This is a genomic window from Desulfobacterales bacterium (assembly GCA_034003325.1).
Lineage (GTDB): Bacteria > Desulfobacterota > Desulfobacteria > Desulfobacterales > JAFDDL01 > JAVEYW01.
Genome location: JAVEYW010000002.1, coordinates 312,767 through 331,835 on the forward strand (window position 1 = coordinate 312,767; position 19,069 = coordinate 331,835).

At 52.2% G+C, this 19,069-nt stretch carries 21 protein-coding genes; 13 read left to right on the plus strand and 8 right to left on the minus strand.

Annotation, left to right across the window (positions count from 1 at the left end; all coding sequences use genetic code 11):
* Positions 1-18 precede the first annotated feature (18 nt).
* Positions 19-231: a dodecin family protein gene (locus RBT11_03400; GenBank protein ID MDX9785799.1), complete on the plus strand. Its 213-nt coding sequence runs from the start codon at positions 19-21 to the stop codon at positions 229-231.
* A 123-nt stretch (positions 232-354) separates the two neighbouring features.
* Here RBT11_03400 and RBT11_03405 read toward each other — a convergent pair whose 3' ends face one another.
* The gene (locus RBT11_03405; protein MDX9785800.1) at positions 355-906 is read right to left on the minus strand and encodes a class I SAM-dependent methyltransferase; all 552 of its coding nucleotides are present in this window, start codon (positions 904-906) and stop codon (positions 355-357) included.
* Between the two features lie 177 nt (positions 907-1,083).
* Between RBT11_03405 and RBT11_03410 the strand changes: the two genes are divergently transcribed.
* From RBT11_03410 to thiL, 5 genes are all read left to right on the plus strand, one after another.
* Positions 1,084-1,467, plus strand: a complete 384-nt coding sequence (locus RBT11_03410) for a RidA family protein (protein MDX9785801.1) — start codon at positions 1,084-1,086, stop codon at positions 1,465-1,467.
* Between the two features lie 304 nt (positions 1,468-1,771).
* Entirely contained in the window at positions 1,772-3,343 is a 1,572-nt protein-coding gene (gene lnt, locus RBT11_03415) for an apolipoprotein N-acyltransferase (GenBank protein MDX9785802.1), read from the plus strand.
* A 68-nt stretch (positions 3,344-3,411) separates the two neighbouring features.
* Positions 3,412-4,516, plus strand: a protein-coding gene (prfB, locus tag RBT11_03420) for a peptide chain release factor 2 (GenBank protein ID MDX9785803.1) whose coding sequence is annotated in 2 segments (ribosomal slippage) — positions 3,412-3,474 and positions 3,476-4,516 — 1,104 coding nt in all. Because the reading frame shifts where the segments join, the coding sequence is not laid out codon by codon here.
* 1 nt (position 4,517) lies between these two features.
* Complete coding sequence (locus tag RBT11_03425; GenBank protein ID MDX9785804.1) at positions 4,518-5,066, plus strand: HDIG domain-containing protein; 549 nt, start codon at positions 4,518-4,520, stop codon at positions 5,064-5,066.
* Between the two features lie 2 nt (positions 5,067-5,068).
* Positions 5,069-6,676, plus strand: coding sequence for a thiamine-phosphate kinase (thiL, locus tag RBT11_03430; protein MDX9785805.1), 1,608 nt, complete (start codon positions 5,069-5,071; stop codon positions 6,674-6,676).
* Positions 6,677-6,682: 6 nt separating this feature from the next.
* Here the strand turns inward: thiL and minE are convergent, their stop codons facing one another.
* The 3 genes from minE to RBT11_03445 form a co-directional block, all read right to left on the minus strand.
* Complete coding sequence (gene minE / locus RBT11_03435) at positions 6,683-6,958, minus strand: cell division topological specificity factor MinE (protein MDX9785806.1); 276 nt, start codon at positions 6,956-6,958, stop codon at positions 6,683-6,685.
* Between the two features lie 12 nt (positions 6,959-6,970).
* Positions 6,971-7,771: a septum site-determining protein MinD gene (gene minD / locus RBT11_03440; protein ID MDX9785807.1), complete on the minus strand. Its 801-nt coding sequence runs from the start codon at positions 7,769-7,771 to the stop codon at positions 6,971-6,973.
* A 63-nt stretch (positions 7,772-7,834) separates the two neighbouring features.
* A complete protein-coding gene (locus RBT11_03445; protein MDX9785808.1) occupies positions 7,835-8,527 on the minus strand; it encodes a septum site-determining protein MinC in 693 nt (230 codons plus the stop codon).
* Positions 8,528-8,975: 448 nt separating this feature from the next.
* Here RBT11_03445 and RBT11_03450 point away from each other — a divergent pair, with 448 nt between their 5' ends.
* A complete protein-coding gene (locus RBT11_03450) occupies positions 8,976-9,248 on the plus strand; it encodes an HU family DNA-binding protein (GenBank protein MDX9785809.1) in 273 nt (90 codons plus the stop codon).
* A gap of 153 nt (positions 9,249-9,401) precedes the next feature.
* Here the strand turns inward: RBT11_03450 and thiF are convergent, their stop codons facing one another.
* The 3 genes from thiF to RBT11_03465 form a co-directional block, all read right to left on the minus strand.
* A complete protein-coding gene (gene thiF, locus RBT11_03455; protein ID MDX9785810.1) occupies positions 9,402-10,223 on the minus strand; it encodes a sulfur carrier protein ThiS adenylyltransferase ThiF in 822 nt (273 codons plus the stop codon).
* Between the two features lie 98 nt (positions 10,224-10,321).
* The gene (gltA, locus tag RBT11_03460; protein MDX9785811.1) at positions 10,322-11,734 is read right to left on the minus strand and encodes an NADPH-dependent glutamate synthase; all 1,413 of its coding nucleotides are present in this window, start codon (positions 11,732-11,734) and stop codon (positions 10,322-10,324) included.
* 202 nt (positions 11,735-11,936) lie between these two features.
* Positions 11,937-12,770 carry a sulfide/dihydroorotate dehydrogenase-like FAD/NAD-binding protein gene (locus RBT11_03465; protein MDX9785812.1) on the minus strand — a complete coding sequence of 278 codons (834 nt, stop codon included), beginning with the start codon at positions 12,768-12,770 and terminating at the stop codon, positions 11,937-11,939.
* Between the two features lie 384 nt (positions 12,771-13,154).
* On the opposite strand from RBT11_03465, the gene RBT11_03470 reads away from it, so the two are divergent.
* From RBT11_03470 to RBT11_03490, 5 genes are all read left to right on the plus strand, one after another.
* Positions 13,155-13,958 (plus strand): TatD family hydrolase, encoded by an 804-nt coding sequence (locus RBT11_03470; GenBank protein MDX9785813.1) that lies wholly within the window; start codon positions 13,155-13,157, stop codon positions 13,956-13,958.
* 73 nt (positions 13,959-14,031) lie between these two features.
* Positions 14,032-14,814, plus strand: a complete 783-nt coding sequence (locus RBT11_03475) for a class I SAM-dependent methyltransferase (protein ID MDX9785814.1) — start codon at positions 14,032-14,034, stop codon at positions 14,812-14,814.
* Between the two features lie 179 nt (positions 14,815-14,993).
* On the plus strand, positions 14,994-15,221 hold the full coding sequence (locus tag RBT11_03480; protein ID MDX9785815.1) for a hypothetical protein: 228 nt from the start codon (positions 14,994-14,996) through the stop codon (positions 15,219-15,221).
* Entirely contained in the window at positions 15,218-16,120 is a 903-nt protein-coding gene (locus tag RBT11_03485; protein ID MDX9785816.1) for a UbiA-like polyprenyltransferase, read from the plus strand. The genes RBT11_03480 and RBT11_03485 overlap by 4 nt, the downstream gene beginning before the upstream one ends.
* Positions 16,121-16,171: 51 nt before the next feature.
* Positions 16,172-17,962 carry a menaquinone biosynthesis decarboxylase gene (locus RBT11_03490; protein MDX9785817.1) on the plus strand — a complete coding sequence of 597 codons (1,791 nt, stop codon included), beginning with the start codon at positions 16,172-16,174 and terminating at the stop codon, positions 17,960-17,962.
* Here RBT11_03490 and RBT11_03495 read toward each other — a convergent pair whose 3' ends face one another.
* Entirely contained in the window at positions 17,963-18,199 is a 237-nt protein-coding gene (locus RBT11_03495) for a hypothetical protein (GenBank protein ID MDX9785818.1), read from the minus strand.
* A 216-nt stretch (positions 18,200-18,415) separates the two neighbouring features.
* On the opposite strand from RBT11_03495, the gene RBT11_03500 reads away from it, so the two are divergent.
* Entirely contained in the window at positions 18,416-19,042 is a 627-nt protein-coding gene (locus RBT11_03500; GenBank protein MDX9785819.1) for a YdcF family protein, read from the plus strand.
* The last annotated feature ends 27 nt before the right edge of the window (positions 19,043-19,069 follow it).

The window sequence follows — 19,069 nt, forward strand, 5'->3', positions numbered from 1 at the left end:
TAATTTAAGGAGGGACTTATGAGCAGCAGCGTCTATAAAGTCATTGAATTGGTTGGCACCAGCGCCACATCATGGGAAGATGCCGCTAAAAATGCCGTGGAAACCGCTGGAAAATCTCTTCGAGAGTTGAGAATCGCCGAAATTTCCAAACTGGACTTAAAAATCGAGGCCGGAAAGGTTGTTGCCTATCGCGCGCGGGTAAGCGTCTCCTTCAAATACGGCGCGGATTGATGTCATGCATCAAAACGGTTGGTCTTACCAACCAAGAATGCCGGGAAGGATTCCCCGTTGGGGTGCTTCCCGGTTTTTTTTCCCGCAATCGCTTTATCTCGGCTTCCTGCGGGATTTTCGGGGTTATTTTTTTATCGCAACAAGGGATGCGATAGCGCGATCTTCTTCCCCATTCCCGGAAAGGGTTTCCCGGTAGTAAATAATCCTCAGCGGCAAAAACGCCCGCAGCAATTCATTCGGGCGAAGCATGTGCTCCCTGCGGTGTTCGTGGTCGCGAGCGGCATCCTCGTCCATCAAATATGTTTCAAAAATCAGAACGCCGCCCGGGACAAGGCTTTCCATAATCTGGGGGAATAGCCGGCGATGCAGAAAACGGACATTTAAAACAAGGCTGTATTGGTTCTCCGGAATATCAAAATCATCAAAATCAACACGGCGTGGCGTCACATTCCGGTATGTTTCAAGGCCGAGCAATGCCCGCTCTGAAATATCCAACGCCTCCACCTGAAATCCCCGCTCAGCCAAAAACAGGCTGTTGCGGCCCTTGCCGGCGGCAATATCCAGGGCGCGGCCCACGGGGCCCGTTGAATAAAAGTCCTTGACAATGGCGGACGGGGCGCTCGGATATTGGCCCACCGCATATTTTTCATTCCATTTTTTTCGGTCTTGTTCCAAACGACACCGCCTCCTTTCGGGCTATTCGGGTTCTGATTATCCAAAATGGTAGTTTTTTTCGAAACCCTTTGTTTTCTTCCCGCCTTTGTGTCAATAGAGATACAGCGCTGAACCAAGCTTGGATTTGGCCTGATTATGGTGACCCCCGTCGTTGCGGAACAGGAGGAGGACATATTCATGAAACGGGAAGCAATCAGCACAAGCAAAGCCCCGGCGGCCATCGGACCCTATTCACAGGCTATCGCCGCGGGTGATTTCGTATTTATAAGCGGCCAGATCGGTCTCGACCCGGCTACCGGCAAACTGATCAGCCCGGACTTTGAGCTGCAAGCCAAACAAACGCTTGAAAACCTTCGGCAGATAGTTTTGGCTGCCGGATGCCAAATGAACCAGCTTGTCTCTGTAGACGTTTTTTTAAGCAACCTGGGGAATTTTTCCAAGTTCAATGAAATCTATTCCGAATTTTTTACGGCGCCCTACCCGGCTCGAGCCGCTGTCGAAGTTGGCAATCTGCCCAAGGGCAGTTGTGTTGAAATAAAGGCCATTTTGTTCAAGGGATAACCGGAAAAAGGCCGTTACGGCAAGTGCTTGAATGAAAATTTACCCATTGTGAGGGCCTTTTGCAAGGGTATCGTTTTTACTTGCAGGCCTGCCCTGTTTTTGGTTGAGTTGTTTTTACACCCGCCCCACGACCTTGCCAGAAAAGAATCCTTTATAATACCAAGAAGTTGAATAAAAAAATCCGGTTGACATATTTTCAGAACGTGCTAAGGCTACCCTGCTGTTTGAATTTAAAAAACTCAAAGTGATTTCCTGTCAGCGGGATGGATAGGCGCGCTGAAATCCTGGAGAACCAATTAACACATTGAAATTTATTCGATTTGAAAACCATGCCATCTTCTGGGCTGTTGTTAGTGGACTTGCGCTGACAGCCGCTTTTCCAAAAGCCGGAGTATCCTGGCTGGCATGGGGGGCGTTGGTGCCGCTTTTGGCCGCCGTTAAGGATAAGTCCGCCCGACAAAGTTTCGGCCTTGGCTTGATCGCAGGCTGTACCCATTATCTCACACTTGTTTACTGGCTGGCCGATACGATGAGAACCTTTGGGCAACTGCACTGGTTGGTTTGCCTGCCCGTTCTTTTTTTATTTGCCTTTTATCTGGCATTATATACGGCCGGGTTTGCCGTATTCATCAGCAGGGGTTGCAGGCACCCGGTTATCCTCGGCGTTTTCGGTCCGGTGGGCTGGGTCGGGTTTGAATATATCAGAGCGGTTTTTCTCTCCGGATTTCCCTGGGAGATGCTCGGATACTCCCAGTATCAGGTGTTGCCTATTATTCAGATCTCCGATATGTTTGGCGTGTACGGGGTATCGTTTCTGGTGGCCGTTGGAAACACCGCCCTGTTTCTAGTCTATCAGGCTGCACGCAGCGGTCATTGGCAGGGGAAACGCATTCAATTCAAGCATGCCGCATGGGTCGGTGTCTTTTTTTTCATCTTGCTTTTTCTGTCCTGGGGATACGGCGAAAAAAGGATTGCAGATGTGGATCAACGGATTAGTGCCGCCCCGGCTCCGGAATTCGCTGTAATTCAGGGAAACATCGATCAGGCAAGCAAATGGGATCCGGCTTTCCGGCTGCATACGCTTGAAAAATACATTTCGCTTTCCAGATTCACCGCGCAAAGGAACCCGGTACTAATCATCTGGCCTGAAACCGCCACTCCCTTCTATTTTATGGCGGAAAGCGATTATTCGCCGGGGTTGATTCAAGCTATTCGTGCAATGGGCTGTGATCATCTTATCGGCAGCCCCGCTTTTGAAAACAATGGGGGTGTGGTCAGTTATCGAAACCGGGCATATCTGGTGACTTCGGACGGTGACATCGCGGACCATTATGATAAAGCGCAACTGGTGCCGTTCGGGGAATATGTTCCTTTAAAAAGGTGGATGCCGTTTATCGGTAAAATTGTTGAGGCCGTGGGTGATTTTGAGCCCGGGGTCAAAGGTAAAACACTTCAAACGAAGGATTACCGGCTGGGTATTCAGATTTGCTATGAGATGATCTTTCCAGGTCTTTCCAGAAAATTGGTACAAAACGGCGCGAATTGCATCGTCAATATCACCAATGACGCCTGGTATGGCACCTCAAGCGCCCCCTATCAGCTCTTTTCTATGGCGGTTTTTCGCGCCGTTGAAAACCGGCGCACCGTTATTCGCGCCGCCAACACGGGAATCAGCGGTTTTATTGACCCGGTTGGTCGCATTCTCGGCACCACGGGCTTATTTAAAGATGCCGCCATGACGCAGCCCGTTCCCATGCTGACCAAAACAAGTCCCTATACCCGATGGGGGGATAGTTTCGCCTTGATATGCTTGGCAACAACGATCATACTCGTTTTCAGTGGGATGGTACCCCCAAAAAAGCGAGCGCATCATTAACGGCGCCGAACCGATCGCCCTGATTCAACGAACCTAACAGACGAATCATCAGAAAAAGGAGGCTTTTTATGTCATACGAAACCAAACAGACGATCAAGGAACTTGAAGCGGCCATTCAACAGATTCGAGGTTATCTTTGACCTGCCGGGCAAAGAAAACCGCTTAAAAGAAATCGAGCACCTGATATCCCGTGACGGTTTCTGGGACAGCCCCGAGCAGAGTAAATCCATATTAAAGGAAAGAACCGTGCTTACCAATAAGGTGGGCGCTTTTTACAAGCTGAAAAACAATCTGGAAGACTGCCGGTTGCTTCATGAAATGGCTGTCGAGGAATCGGATGACGATACCCTTGCCGAAGTGACTCAGCAACTCCTTGAACTGGAACAAAGCGTAAAAAAGTTTTCACTGAGCCTGATGCTCACCGGTGAGACGGATTTTAATAATGCCATTATTTCCATCAACGCCGGGGCCGGCGGCACCGAAGCCCAGGACTGGGCGGAGATGCTGTTTCGAATGTATCTAAGATGGGCGGAGCGAAAAGGATATAAAACCGAATTAATTGATCTGCAACCCGGAGACGAGGCCGGCATTAAAAGCGCCACGTTTACAGCCGGCGGTGATTATGCGTATGGCTACTTAAAAAGTGAAATCGGGGTTCACCGGCTGGTCCGCATTTCCCCTTATAATGCCAACGGCAAACGCCATACCTCCTTTGCATCGGTTTTCGTATTTCCCGAGTTGGACAATGAAATCGAAATAGATGTCAACGAAAAGGATCTGCGCATTGATGTGTTTCGCGCCTCCGGAGCCGGCGGGCAGCATGTGAATAAAACAAGCAGTGCGGTTCGCATTACGCATCTGCCGACGGGAATCGTTGTTCAATGCCAGCAGGAAAAATCCCAACACCGCAACCGCGATCTTGCCATGAAGGTGCTGAAGGCAAGGCTCTACCAGCACGAAAAACAAAAGCAGGACGATAAACTTCAGGCGCTTCATGACAGTAAAGACGACATTGCATGGGGAAGTCAAATTCGTTCCTATGTCCTGCACCCGTACCAGATGGCCAAGGATCATCGCATCGGATTGGATATCGGTAATGTGAGCGCCGTATTGGATGGGGATATAGACCCGTTTATTGAAGGCGTGCTTCTCTCCGGTAAGAGCCGGGGGTAGCATGGTGGACCCCATTGAGATTATTAAAGCGTATTATCCGCCCGAATCCAAAAGTTTTGGCATTCTCCTTGCCCACGGTCAAAGCGTTGCGGCAAAAGCCCTGAGCGTTGCGAATCGACTCTCGGGGGTCGCTCTGAACCGCACGTTGATAGAAGAGGCCGCCTTGCTGCACGATATCGGCATCTTTATGACCCGAGCACCGGATATCGGCTGCTTTGGGAATCATCCCTATATCTGCCACGGCTATTTCGGAAGACAGTTGTTGGAAAAAATAGGGCTTTTTGAGCACGCACGGGTTTGCGAACGGCATGTGGGGGTGGGCATCAGCGCCGAGGAAATTCGCTGGCATCAGCTTCCACTGCCGGAGCGGGATATGCGGCCGGTTTCCCTGGAAGAAGAGATCATCTGCTATGCGGATAAATTTTTTTCCAAATCCGCAAATGAGACGGCCAACAAAAAATCCGTGGAAGAAATCGTAAGGACACTCACGCCTTACGGGAAGGGAAAAGTGACTACCTTTCTTTCCTGGGTGAACCGGTTCGGAGGCTGATCGTGTTGCCGACCATGCTGACAAAAGGGCTGCGATTTTGCTGCATCATCGGGTTTGGGCATGCCGGGCTATGTGCCGAAGCACAAGCAAAAGCCGCGTTGCGCGCCGGCGCCACCATGCTTCGTGTTGCAACTGGCGCCTTTTCACTCTCCCATTTTAAGGAACTGCTGACGATTCGCAATCTCTGCCTCGCCAACGGCGTTTTGCTTCTCGTTGACAATGATCCGGTTCTCGCCAGAGCCATCGATGCCGACGGCGTCCATTTGGCGGAATCGACGGAAACGATCGAAACGGTAAGAATAATCATCGGTGAGCACGCCCTTCTCGGTATGAGTGCACCGTTGCATCACTTGCCGGATAGCAGTATTCTGCACAGCCTTGATTTTCTGTCAGTGAGCACTCCGGTAATATCGCGAAAGGGAAAAAAGGATACGGCCGCCATCCTATCCCAACTGAAGATCTGCGCATCCGGCATTCCGCTTCCCCTATCGGTGGTAACCGGACCGGACGCCTGCGAGGCCTGTCTATATATCGAAAACGGAGCCGCCGGTGTTACGTTGTATTTGCCCTCCTTGCCGAAACCCCCAACCCATGAGGCCCTTATCCTAAAAATGGGGCAGGGGTTGACTTGTGTCCCGAGACCGGTGCTTGCGCTGCCATGGCGGGACGAATTTGGGTTGATCGCCCGATTGACCGGCAGTGAAATCGGCTTGAATCGGCATCATACGGCTGTGCGTGTGCCGCCCGGAGATGATGCCTGCCTGCTTGATACATTGCGGCATCCGGTCGTTACGACGGACACGCACCGCGAGGGTGTTCATTTCCGTTTCGACTGGCAAACACCGGAGGAAGTCGGCGAAAAAGCCGTCAGCGTAACCTTGAGCGATTTGGCGGCTTCCTATGCGAAGCCGGCGGCACTCTTTATCAACCTGAGCTTGCCGGAAGGCTTATCGGAAGAAACCGTGGTCGGTGTTTATCGCGGGATTGCCAGGGCGGTCAGCGCATACGATTGTGCTCTGGGGGGTGGCAACATCTCAAGGGGCGACGCCTTTGCCCTTGATCTCTTTGCCGTCGGGGAAGGCCGCGAGGATATCTTCCCCACTCGATCAACGGCCCGCCCCGGATTCGGCCTCTACATCACTGGCGCGCTGGGACTGGCCAGGGCCGGCCTGGAAGCATTGCAACGCAAAGATGCCGGGTTTCCCGAACTGGTTAAACGGTTCAAGGCGCCGCGCGCCCGGTTTGACGCGGCCGCCGTGCTGGCGGATCATGGCGTAATGTGCGTAATGGACATCAGCGACGGGCTTGCCGGAGATGCCCGTCACTTGGCGGCGGCTTCCGGCGTCAGCATCGAAATCGAAGTAAAGGATATTCGAGTGGAAGATGAAATGACGGCCTTTTGCCGAAAATACGAGTTGTCTCCCCAAACCATGATGATTGCGGGAGGAGAAGACTATGAGCTGCTGTTCGCCTGCCCGCCTGAAACCTTTGACCTAATCAACAAGGCGTTGCCTTGCGCCTTTCAGGTCGGAAAAATAACAGGCTTTCAGGGGCAACACCTTGTTGGGAACGCGGCGAATATTTCATCTTTTCAGCATGGCCTGCGATAGGCCACATCAGGCCGAGCCGGGCTGCTTTCGCATGGCCCGAATGATCGGTGTGTTCACGATCAGTGCCGAGACGTTCTTTTCTCTTTGAATATCCAGCTTGATCGCGTCTTCGTCAATCACGAAATAACGGGAAATAACGGCAACCACGTCCCGCTGAAGGCTGTCCAATATGTCCTCCGATACTTCCATCTGGTCATAGATAAGTGCGAATTGGAGGCGCTTTTTGGCGACATCCTTACTTTTATTTTTGCCAAGTATCTTTTCAAAAAAACCATTGAGCATGGGAGCGCCTCCTTAATTCCTACTCGCGATTTTCAGGCCGAACCTTCCCCAGAAGCCCTTTCGGTATCTGGGCACTTCGATAGGAAGATCCGCCTGGCCGTTGAGTCGCATGGCAATACGCCACATGGCCTCCCCCGCCTTGCACCCGCTTCTGGCAACCAGCGGCTGCCCGGTGTTGGTGGATATGACGACCTGCTCATCCATCGGTATCAATCCCAGTAATTCGATGGATAACACATCCATTACATCTTCATGGCTGAGCATGTCACCTCTTTGCACCATTTCCGGAACAATCCGATTAATAACGAGTTTGGGCGTGATTTGCCTGGCATACAGCAAACCGATCACCCGATCTGCATCCCGAATGGAAGAGACTTCCGGCGTGCAGACAACCACCGCCTCATCCGCGCCGGCAACGGCATTCTCGAACCCTCTTTCAATTCCGGCCGGGCAATCCATCAGAATAAAATCAAATTCCTTTCGCATTCGGTTGCAAAATGTAACCATTTCCTCAGGCTTCAGTACATCCTTGTTGTCGCTTTGAGAGGCGGGAATCAGAAAAAGATTGTCAATTCTTCGATCCTTGATGGCCGCCTGTTTAATCTGGCATCGGCCCTTGACGGCATCGACTACTGTAAAGACAATCCGGTTCTCAAGCCCGAGAATGACATCCAGATTTCGAAGCCCGATGTCCATATCCACAACCGCAACCCGCTTGCCATCCATTGCGAGGGCAGCGCCGATATTCGCCGTAGCCGTGGATTTTCCCACGCCGCCTTTGCCTGACGTGATCACAATAGTTTTTCCGACCAATTTTCACCTCACGGTTTTATAGGGTAATTTTTGTAGATAATACATACCGTTTCCGAATGGACACTATCGAAGCTCCGGCCAAGGCAATTTGCTGTAGGGATCCACCTTAAGGTAATCTTCCACCAGAATGCTGCCTTCTTCCACATGGGCAAATTCCGCACCTTTTTCCGATCTGGGCGGAAGACCGGCTGCGACAAAACCGCCGATCTGAACCTGGGTCGGTCGAAAATCAAGCGCCATGACGATCGCGGTTTCATTATCCGGATAACCCGCTATCGCGTTCCCACAAAGGCGTCCCATAATCAGTATATCGCCGCCGGCTGTCACCTGCCCACCGGGATTCACATCGCCGAGCAGCACCAGATGCTTTCTCGCCTCTATTTTCTGGCCCGAGCGGACCCGTCCGGAGATCATCAGCACGTCGCTGCGGCGGTAGCGCCATGCATCATCCATCTCTTTTTTCCGATGGCTTTCGGCCTGAATAGTTCGCTTCTTCGGCGGCGCCGTCACCATCCCTACATCAAAACTTTCTTTTAAATACGCAGCCAGATCCCCTATCAATACGTCATGACCGTTCTCTTCTCCGGGATCGAGAATCACCCTGGCATTAACCGCCAGATGGCGCAACCGTTCAAAAATTCGCTTCAGCTCATCCTTCAGCCGGTCCCGGGATTGCGTGGGGTCAAAGGTTACCCACAAGCTATCCCCAACGCCTTTGAGCCGTGCGGGAATTTGTTCCTGACCCGAAGATTCCATTAGCCCCATAAAAAAATAATGTTCTTGTGATATGGCACCCAAAAGAGGGCGCAACCTGATCGTAAGGTTCGGGAAAACCCCCATTCCCATTTGTTGATGATTCTGTTATGGGGATATAGATGAACTTGGCTTGTGTGTCAAGATGGAAAAAACAACAACATATTGTGCCATACTTTCATTATTTATTAAAAACCTTTAAAATTTAACCCCTTCTTTAAAAAAGACTTGCAAAATATAAAAAAAAAATTATAACCCTACAGATCACGCTATATTTAAAATTATTCTTTTTGGAAACAGCCGGGATATCAGGATTCCTGAATTGATATTAGCGTAAAGCCTTACCATTTCGACATTTAATTATTGACAATGCACATATCTTCTTGTAATCAGACCAAAAAGAGGTGAGTGGATCTTTTTTCAACACAAACCTTAAGCGTAGGAGGGGTAAATGACCAAAGCGGAATTAGTCGAAAAGATGGCAGAAGACGCTGGTATCTCTAAAGTGGCGGCTGCGGCGGCGCTAGATTCGTTTGTCGGCAATGTCACCAAGGCATTGAAGAAAAAAGACGGCAAGGTTACGCTAGTGGGATTCGGCACCTTCCTCAAAGTCCGCCGCAAAGCGCGAGTCGGCCGCAATCCTCAAACCGGTGAAGAAATCAAGATCAAGGCTGCCAATGTTATCAAATTCAAACCGGGTAAAAAGTTGAAAGAAGCAGTTTAAGGCACAGCCTTGACAAGATTGACGCCGGGGGCGGTTTTCCGTAGTGAAGGTAAAACCGCCCTCCCTTTTGTTGTGCCCCGGTGTCGCCAATCAGCGAGCGAATACACCCCCGGAATTTGGGCTGCCGCTCTTTCTCAAATGGGCGACAGAAAATCATAGCACGGCTTTCTCCACGTCCATCAGCAGGCTGACAGCCAGGTTCGCTTGTTGCCCGGCGGTAATACTGACCCGCGGCGCCATCAAACCCCTGCCGGGCGCGGCTGCGCTGACGAGATCGCCCACCACATAAACCGAATCGGCAAGTTTTCTCGTTTGAATACTGTTATTGTCCCCATAGCCGGCAAGCCCGGAGGCGGTAATAATCAACGCATCGGGCAAGCGTTCCGATACGGTCTCAATGAGCAATACTTTTTGCTCCGCCCGGTCAAAGCACTCGATTACGATACGGGCGGATTGAAAAATAACGGGGATATTTTCCCTATTCAGAAGCACCCGATGCGGGATTACCTTTAGATAGGGGTTTATCTTTTCCAGTATCGTCACCATGGCATCGGTTTTATAGCAACCGATATGTTCGACGAAATACTGCTGGCGATTGAGATTGCTCGGCTCGACCACATCAAAATCAGCCATGATCAGGGTCCCCACCCCCATGCGGGCAAGGCTGACAGCTACATGAGAGCCGAGTCCGCCAAGGCCCGCGATGCCGACGACCGCCCTTTTCATCACGTCGTGAACCCCGGGCGTATGCCGCGCCACCATCAGGGATTCAAGGTCCTCCCGCGACGGAATTTCTCCCCGCTGAATCAATACGACGTGATCACCTGCCTGGAGTATGGTTTCCGGTGCGCAGGGCGCTCCGTTAAGAATCAGTACGTCCGCCATGGGCTTCACGGAATTACGCAGCGCGCCTGCGCTTTGCCCGCAAGGGATCTCCATGCATAGCTCATTGACAAAAACGCTTATTTTTTCCATCGGCCGTCCCTTTCGGGTTTGTGCTCAAAAAAAGCCGGCGCAACCCAAGCGGCCGGCCGGCTTTCTCTTGATGTCTTCTCAACGATAAGCGGCCGCGGTTACCACCCCATGGTGAGGTATTTATGAATCGAGTTGGCGGCCTTCCTGCCTGCCCCCATGGCAAGGATAACCGTTGCGGCGCCGGTAACAATGTCTCCACCGGCCCAAACGCCTTTTTTGGTGGTTTTACCGGTTTCAGGATCTGCAATAATATATCCCCGTTTATTCAATCCCAGCTCCGGCGTGGACGTTGTCAGTAGCGGATTCGCACCGGAACCGACCGCCACGATGACCAGATCGCATTCCATTTTAAACTCGGAGCCTTTTTTGGGAATGGGGCGCCGTCGGCCCGAATCATCCGGCTCGCCCAATTCCATTTGAATACATTCCATTCCGGTCAGCCGTCCCTTTTCGTTACCGATATAGCGCACTGGGTTGGTCAACAAGAAAAATTCAATGCCTTCTTCCTCCGCATGGTGAATTTCAGCGGTCCGCGCCGGCATTTCGTCCCGGGACCGGCGATAAACAATCCGTACGCGGTTCGCCCCTAAACGCATCGCTGTTCGAGCTGAATCCATGGCCACGTTTCCGGCGCCGAGGACGACCACATCTTTGCCCCGGGGAATCGGGGTATCATATTCTGGAAACCGATAAGCCTTCATCAGATTCGCACGGGTCAGGTATTCGTTGGCAGACAGTATTCCCACCAGGTTCTCGCCGGGAATATTCATGAATCGCGGCAACCCCGCACCCACTCCGATGTAAATCGCGTCATACCCCTCGTCAAACAACTCGTCCAAACTCACAGTCCGGCCAACCACAGCGTTGCATTCCACCTTAACGCCCAATCTTTCAAGAAAGTTAACTTCCTGAGCCACGATCGCCTTGGGCAAGCGAAATTCCGGAATTCCGTACACAAGTACGCCACCCGGTTTGTGAAACGCTTCCAGAACCGTCACGGCGTGGCCTTTTTGAATCAAATCCCCGGCAACCGTCAAACCGGAGGGACCTGAACCGACAACCGCCACTTTCTTGCCGGTGGGCGCCTGGACCGGCGGTAAGGCGCCCGTCCCATGGAGGCGTTCATAATCGGCGGCAAAGCGTTCCAGGTTCCCGATGGCGACCGGCGCTCCCTTTTTCGCCAGAATACATTCTCCCTCGCACTGAATTTCCTGGGGGCAGACTCGCCCGCAAACGGCGGGAAGCGCATTCTGTGTCCATATATGCCGAATGGCTTCCGTGTATTTCTTTTCACAAATGAGCTTGATAAAGCCGGGAATATCTACTCCGACCGGACATCCTTTAACGCACCCCGGGTTTTTGCACTGCAAACAGCGATCGGCTTCCGTGATCGCCAACTCCGGAGTATACCCCAACGGCACTTCTTCAAAATTACGCCGCCTTATTTCAGGCGCCTGTTCGGGCATGGCCTGACGCGGTTTCTTGTCCTTTTTTTTCGATTCTTCCGACATAATTTCCTCCTGAAAAGTCCCGATGAAAACAGCTAAGAGGCGTTATCGACCCAACCAACGCTTGCAACTGTGAAAAGCGAAAAGTTGTACCCGCCTAACCCGGCAAAACCGGAAGCGGGGCGGCTGGACTGCTTGGCAGTCAATGCCCTTCTTTAAATGATACGCGCTTAAAAGGCTTTAGAATAGATCCACACATGACAAATCACACGCCGGTCAAGCGGCAGTAATCATTATAGCATTGCTTTTCCTCATCACAGTATGCCTGCAGCCGAAGCATCAATTCATCGAAATCAACCGCATGCCCATCAAACTCCGGCCCGTCCACGCATGCAAATTTCATTTCGCCTCCCACGGATACCCGGCAGCCGCCGCACATGCCCGTACCATCCACCATGATGGGATTAAGGCTTACGATCGTTTTGACGCCGAACTCCTTGGTCATTTTGGAAACGAACTTCATCATGGGAACCGGACCGATGGCCACCACCAGTTTCACGTCCTCCTTTTCAAGGACTTTTTTCAACACCTCTGTTACAAAGCCGTGGTGCCCGTATGATCCATCATCGGTGCATATGTGCAATTCGGTAGAAGCCGCCCGCATGCGATCTTCCAGTATCAGCAAGTCCTTGGTGCGGGCACCGATGATGCCGATCACATGATTGCCGACCTGCTTTAATGCCCGGGTAATCGGATGCATGACTGCCACGCCGGTGCCGCCACCGACACAGACCACCGTTCCTACTTTTTCAAGGTGGGTGGCTTTGCCCAACGGACCGATCACGTCCTGATAGGCATCGCCTTCTTTTAGGTCTCTAAAAACACTGGTGCCTTTTCCTACCACCATATAAATAACGGTGATGGTGCCGTTTTCCGGATTTGTATCCGCCATGGTCAACGGAATTCGCTCGCCGGTTTCATGGGCTTTTAGAATGACGAACTGGCCGGGTTTGGCTTTTTTCGCAATTAAAGGTGCGGCGATTTCATTGAGAATCACCGTCCCGCCGGCCATTTCTTCCCGTTTTACGATTGTAAACATAACATAGCCCCCTCATTAAATGTTCAAAGTAGAGCAATCCCGCTTGTGATAGCAAGCACACCGTTATCCGCGGCCACCGGCTGGCGCAATGCAGGTTTCATTCGGTTAAACACCAATGGCAAACACATGCGGCCGACGATTGATAACTAACCGATAAAACAGATAATGACTCGCCTCGTGCCGCTATCAAACCTTTTTTCTTTAAGATGATAGTATTATATGTTCCGATATGCTAATTCAAGCGAAAAACCGCAACTTGCCCGCTTGGTTCCGGGTAAGAATCGTGATGCGGTGATTTCGGACGGATCACCCACAATTGTTTCCGCATACCGATTTACTGAAAATCACTTAAGTTAACTGCATCAAAAAGGAACGCCTTTTTTTATGAAGATTTTTGACAGCCACTGCCATCTGGATGATCCCGTTTTTAAAAAGGACTTAGACGTGGTGATAGATCGATTTAGAGCCTCGGGCGGCACAGGCTTGATGATTGCCGGGGTGGACGAAAACACATGCCGACAGGCAATCGCTCTGTGCGAAAAATTCGCCATTTGTTTTGCCGCCGTCGGTATTCATCCGCACCATGCGAGCCAATGCACGGAAAAAGCGCTTGCCTCGCTTCAACGGCTCGCCAGCCATTCCAAAGTACGTGCATGGGGGGAAATCGGCCTTGATTTCAACCGCATGTATTCTTCGATTCCGGATCAGGAGACCGGGTTCATTCAGCAACTTAAGGCGGCCGCAGATTCTGCTCTGCCCGTCATTTTCCACGAAAGAGACACAAAGGGCCGCTTGCTGGCGCTTTTAAAACAACACGCTTCCCCCGATCTCAAGGGGGTCATTCACTGCTTCAGCGGCAATCGTGCGGAACTGGAAGCCTATCTGGAATTGGGTCTCTCCATTGGTGTAACCGGTATTGTCACCATGGCAAAACGCGGCGCCGAGCTCAGAAAGCTGGTTCCGCTCATTCCGGCGACGCGCCTGCTGGCCGAAACCGATGCGCCCTGGTTAACACCGACGCCTGAGAGAAATCACCACCATCGCAACGAACCCGCCTTTGTGCGATCCGTGGTGCTTAAACTCGCTGAGGTACGAGGGGAAGCTCCCGAGGCCATGGCGAATACGCTTCATGAAAACGCCTGCCGGTTATTTAAAATTAAACTGACGGGAAAAACGGCTCAGGACTGAAGGGGGAAAAGGCCGCATTCCAGTCAGGCGGCCTCAGACCGATTGGATACGTGTCGTTTCAGCGGGTTTACCCTTGAAAAACCCGCTTTATTTATATAAATTGCCTTTTATGGGGCATATATTCACTTTCAATGATGTCAAGGTTTACAAAACATGGGCGGATTTTCCGGTCAATCAAGCGGCCCTTCAACGGGAAACCCGGCTGATGATGGGACTTCTCAAGCCTTTGCCGGGTAGACGCTTGCTGGATATCGGTTGCGGCGCAGGCGGCAGTCTTCTCGGGTTAAGGGATTCGGGCCTGTCTCTAACCGGTATCGATCCATCCCCGTATATGCTGGATGCGGCGAAGGCCGTGCTGGGTAACCGCGTTGATCTGCATCGCGGCGTAGCGGAAGATCTTCCGTTTGAAGATAACGCCTTTCATTATGTCTTGATTGTAAAATCGCTTGAATTTGTTGATTATCCAAAAATGGCCATCGCAGAGGCATGCCGGGTGGCCAAGGACCGTGTGTTTATAGGTATCATGAGCCGGCACGCCATCAAAAAAACCCAACGACAATTGAAAAAGGCGCACGAAGAATCCTTTATGGACAAGGCGAACCCTGTCAGCCTTCGCGAGCTGAAAGAAACCGTGCACGAAATACTGGGAAAAGTACCGGTCGCCTGGCGATCACTGTGCAACATTCCCATCGGCTCCGAAAATATCGCCCGATGCCTTGAAGAATCCTTTTGGTTGCATCACTGCCCCTTCGGCAATTTTACCGGCATGGTCATCACGCCCACCCCCCGGTTTAGAACCCGTCCGTTAAGTGTTCCCTGCACTGCAAACCAGGGTCCCGAAAGTGCCATCATCTAGCACCGACGCGGTCCGTTTCAAAAAAGAGGAGAATCGGGTATAGAAGCCTACCTTTATGAGCGCCGCATAGAGGCCTCGCGTGTTAAATGCAATCTCTGCTCATCACCGCTGCCGAATAAAACCCGGACAAAGGGGCCTCTGCGGGGTCGAGAAAATCGCGACGGCATTCTGACGGGTCTGTGAAACGGGCTCGAAAAATCGGGCTTGAAGCGGGACTTAAATATGTCTATATGGGAAACGCGCCCACAGAGGGCGGAGACAACACGGCCTGCCCCGCGTGCGGCAAAAACCTGATCGACCGGGTCGGCTTTGTGGTTCGAAAGAATCGAATTCAAAACGGCAAATGCCCGGCGTGCGGATTTGTGATTTCAGGGCTCGATATGAGCGGCGCCGAAGGAGAAAAATGAAGTCCGGTACAGAGATCAATAGCTTACATTCATGTGAAACTGCGTGGACACGGGTGCTTACCTACGGTCGAATGATCAAGTTTTCACACACCGTCTTTGCCCTTCCCTTTGCGCTCTGCGCCGTGGTCCTGGCGCAACGAACGCACCCGCTCACCCTTTGGCAGATGCTTTGGCTTCTGGGCGCCATGGTCGGCGCGCGCTCAGCCGCTATGGGATTTAACCGCATCGCCGATGCCCATTTGGATGCCAAAAACCCGAGAACCGCCGCCAGAGAAATCCCTTCCGGCCGCCTGACCCGACATGCCGCGATGGGGTTTGTGATGCTGTCTTCGGGGCTTTTTATTTTATCCGCAGCCATGCTCGGCCCTCTGTGTTTTTATCTTTCGGTTCCGATTTTATTGTTGATGTTCTTATATTCCTATGCCAAGCGATTCACCTTTTTGTGCCATCTCTACTTAGGCGCGGTTATCGCGCTGGCGCCGCTGGGTGCCTGGATCGCCCTTACCGGCGCGTTTTCCCCCGCCATCACGCTTCTCTCGGTGGCCTTGATGGCCTATATTGCCGGATTTGATATTTTATACGCCTGTCAGGACGTAGATTTCGATCGACAGACGGGTCTCCATTCCATTCCGGCCCGGTTCAACGTGCCAAGCGCGCTTGCCATTGCCGGATGCCTGCATGTGGTTTCATTTGTGTTTTTCCTTTTCGTTTATTTCGCGTTTGACATGGGAGGCGTTTATCTCGGGGCCGTTGGCATCATCGGCGGGTTGATGATCGCGGAGCATCGAATGGTGAAACCCCATGATCTTAGCCGGGTCAACATCGCCTTTTTCCATATGAACGCCGTGATTTCCGTTACCCTGTTTATCGGGGTGTTGCTGGATGAGCTCATTAAATAACTGCCGCGTCGCCGCCTTTTTTTAAATCTTTGATAGGGAGACATACGCCTCTTGTATAAAAACTTAAGGGAATTTCTCAACCGGCTTGAACGTGCCGGCGAGCTGAAGCACATTCGACAGGTGGTCTCTTCATATCTTGAGATCAGCAAATTGACGGACCGGGAATCCAAAAGCCCGCATGGCGGCGCGGCCCTATTATTTGAAAATGTTCAAAACTCGGCCTTTCCGGTTGCTACGAACATCTTCGGCAGTCCCAAACGCATTTGCATGGCCTTGGGGGTCGAGCATCTGGATGACCTTGCGGAACGGGTTCGCGCCTATATTAACATGAATCCGCCAAAGACCCTTAAAGCGGCGCTGGGCATGCTGCCCCTGGCGATTGGTTTGACCCGGTTTTTCCCCCGCACCTTTAAAGGAAAAACCCCGCCGTGCCGGGAAGTGGTCTTAACCGGCGAGCAGATTGATTTGTCCAAATTGCCCGTGCTTCACTGCTGGCCAAAAGATGCCGGTCCCTTTATCACCCTGCCTCTGGTGTTTACCCGCAGCCTGGAAACCGGCCGGCAGAACCTGGGCATGTACCGCATGCAGGTGTTCGACAAAACCACCACCGGCATGCACTGGCACATTCACAAGGACGGCTCTCATTATTTCAACGAATATCGGCGCGCCGGAAAAAGAATGCCCGTATCTGTCGCCATTGGCGCGGACCCCGCGACCATATACGCAGCCACGGCACCCATGCCCAGAGGCATTGATGAAATCCTGCTGGCCGGCTTTATTCGTCAAAAGCCGGTGATCATGACCCGATGCCTCACCAACGACCTTAACGTGCCGGCGGAAGCTGAATTTATACTGGAAGGGTATGTGGATCCGAACGAATTGCGATGGGAGGGTCCTTTCGGCGATCATACCGGCTATTATTCTCTGGCGGATCATTACCCCGTGTTTCATGTCACGGCGATCACCCATCGCAACAATCCGATCTACAATGCCACGCTGGTGGGCCGCCCGCCCATGGAAGACTGCTATCTGGCGGAAGCCACCGAACGGTTGTGCCTGCCGCTGCTTCAAACCGTCATGCCGGAGGTCGAAGACTATTGGCTTCCCTGGGAAGGGGTCTTTCATAACAGTGTGGTAGTATCTCTCGACAAGGAATATGCCGGCCATGCGCATAAACTGGTCAGCGGACTTTGGGGCCAGGGGCAGATGAGTTTCTGTAAAACCATTACCGTCGTGGATCGGGATGTATCCCCGCGGGATCGCAGCACGTTGATCGATCTCTTGCTGACCCGGCTGGATCTGTCATCGGATATCATTCAAACCAAGGGCGTGCTGGACGTACTGGATCATAGCGCATCCGCGGCCAATTTCGGCGCCAAAATCGGCATTGACCTCACGACACGCTTTCCGGGAGAGCCCGATCGGCACCCCCTTCCCCTGCCGGCCCCGCCGCAACCCCCCTTGAATGCTTCGGCCGTTCAGCGGTTGGTTGCGGAGGTGCGAAATTGCCGTTTTCTTTTTTCAGAGAAACCCGAGACGAACCGGACCGTTAATCGCCTGTTGGCCCTGTCGGTGGAAAAAGGCGAAACCCAAAGCGGCCGGGAGATCAGCGATAAATTGGCCACGACGCAAGCGCTTACCCCTTTCAATGTGCTAATCTTTTTCGACGCGGATATCGACCTTTCGGACGGCAGTCTGATGCTATGGAAGATTTTCAACAACGTGGATCCGAGCCGGGATATGGTGTTTTACGATAGCCGCGTCATCATCAATGCGTGTAAAAAGGGACCGGCCGACGGTCATGTGCGCCCGTGGCCGGAGGATCTCACCTTTGATGAATAATTAACCGATCGGTTTTGCCACGCATCGCCGCTCGACATAGCCGCCGGTCTGGGAGTCCAATACGGCTTCGTTTTCATGAATAAATTTGGGGCCGCCTTCCCAGGTTCCGCAGGCCACCACCGCCGTTTCACCCAATTCGAATTTTCGGCCGCAGGCAGCGCAGCCTTCCGAATTGAGTTCGTTTAGTTTCGCCAGGTCTATGATGACTTTATACTTGCTTTGGAGTGTTGATTTCATCTTCTTATCCTCCTTTTGGTTGAAGGACCTTTGCCATGAAGGGGAACCGGAGCTACCTATTACCCTTAACTTTCAGTCTTAATGCAAGATTGTCAAGCAGGGGGCTGCAAACCCGCACGGGCTGGGTAACTGCCTGCGAAGAGAACCGCGATTGCCTCAAAAGGTGAAGGTTTCGAGGGTTGTATCCCCTGCTCAAATCAGATATGGTGTTCGCGTATGGACACACAATCCAAGCTAAAGCGTTTAAAGACCTTATTATATGTTATCCTTGCCATTTGTGCGTTTCCAATCGGCTGGGCGGCCTTTCTTATGGGCAGCGTTGCGTTGTATTCGTATCGGGTGTCCGACATCAACGCCGATGCAGCGATCGTTCTCGGCGCTGCGGTGGCCAGATCAGTGCCAACGCCGGTATTCGAGCAGCGCATTCGCCATGCAATCAACCTCTATCATGACAAAAAAGTAAAAAAACTGGTACTGACGGGAGGCGTCGGGTCGGGCGACACGCTTGCTGAATCGGAAGCGGCGCGGAATTACTGCCTGAAACAAGGGGTTCCGGAAAACGACATGCTGCTGGAGGTCCGGTCCCATTCGACCCTTCAGAACCTGCTGGAAGCAAAGCCGATTCTTCAGGCCAACGGCCTTGAGACGGTTCTGATCGTCAGTGACCCGCTGCACATGCGGCGGGCGATCACCTTTGCCCACGACCTTGGGATTGAAGCCTATCCGTCACCGACACCGACAAGCCGATTCAAGGGCTTTGAAAGCAGATGGCGGTTCTTGACGCGGGAAAGCTATTTTTACGGCCGCTATCTGCTTCTTGACCGGAAAAACCCCCTTAAATGATTGTTGCCTGTGTTAAACCTCAAAAAC

What these genes read in the sequence shown, in the direction of transcription:
- RBT11_03400 (MDX9785799.1), top strand. Translation starts at nt 19, where the DNA reads ATGAGCAGCAGCGTCTATAAAGTCATTGAATTGGTTGGCACCAGCGCC.
- RBT11_03410 (MDX9785801.1), top strand. Translation starts at nt 1,084, where the DNA reads ATGAAACGGGAAGCAATCAGCACAAGCAAAGCCCCGGCGGCCATCGGA.
- RBT11_03425 (MDX9785804.1), top strand. Translation starts at nt 4,518, where the DNA reads ATGGTGGACCCCATTGAGATTATTAAAGCGTATTATCCGCCCGAATCC.
- minE (MDX9785806.1), bottom strand. Translation starts at nt 6,958, where the DNA reads ATGCTCAATGGTTTTTTTGAAAAGATACTTGGCAAAAATAAAAGTAAG.
- RBT11_03445 (MDX9785808.1), bottom strand. Translation starts at nt 8,527, where the DNA reads ATGGAATCTTCGGGTCAGGAACAAATTCCCGCACGGCTCAAAGGCGTT.
- RBT11_03450 (MDX9785809.1), top strand. Translation starts at nt 8,976, where the DNA reads ATGACCAAAGCGGAATTAGTCGAAAAGATGGCAGAAGACGCTGGTATC.
- thiF (MDX9785810.1), bottom strand. Translation starts at nt 10,223, where the DNA reads ATGGAAAAAATAAGCGTTTTTGTCAATGAGCTATGCATGGAGATCCCT.
- gltA (MDX9785811.1), bottom strand. Translation starts at nt 11,734, where the DNA reads ATGTCGGAAGAATCGAAAAAAAAGGACAAGAAACCGCGTCAGGCCATG.
- RBT11_03465 (MDX9785812.1), bottom strand. Translation starts at nt 12,770, where the DNA reads ATGTTTACAATCGTAAAACGGGAAGAAATGGCCGGCGGGACGGTGATT.
- RBT11_03470 (MDX9785813.1), top strand. Translation starts at nt 13,155, where the DNA reads ATGAAGATTTTTGACAGCCACTGCCATCTGGATGATCCCGTTTTTAAA.
- RBT11_03485 (MDX9785816.1), top strand. Translation starts at nt 15,218, where the DNA reads ATGAAGTCCGGTACAGAGATCAATAGCTTACATTCATGTGAAACTGCG.
- RBT11_03495 (MDX9785818.1), bottom strand. Translation starts at nt 18,199, where the DNA reads ATGAAATCAACACTCCAAAGCAAGTATAAAGTCATCATAGACCTGGCG.
- RBT11_03500 (MDX9785819.1), top strand. Translation starts at nt 18,416, where the DNA reads ATGGACACACAATCCAAGCTAAAGCGTTTAAAGACCTTATTATATGTT.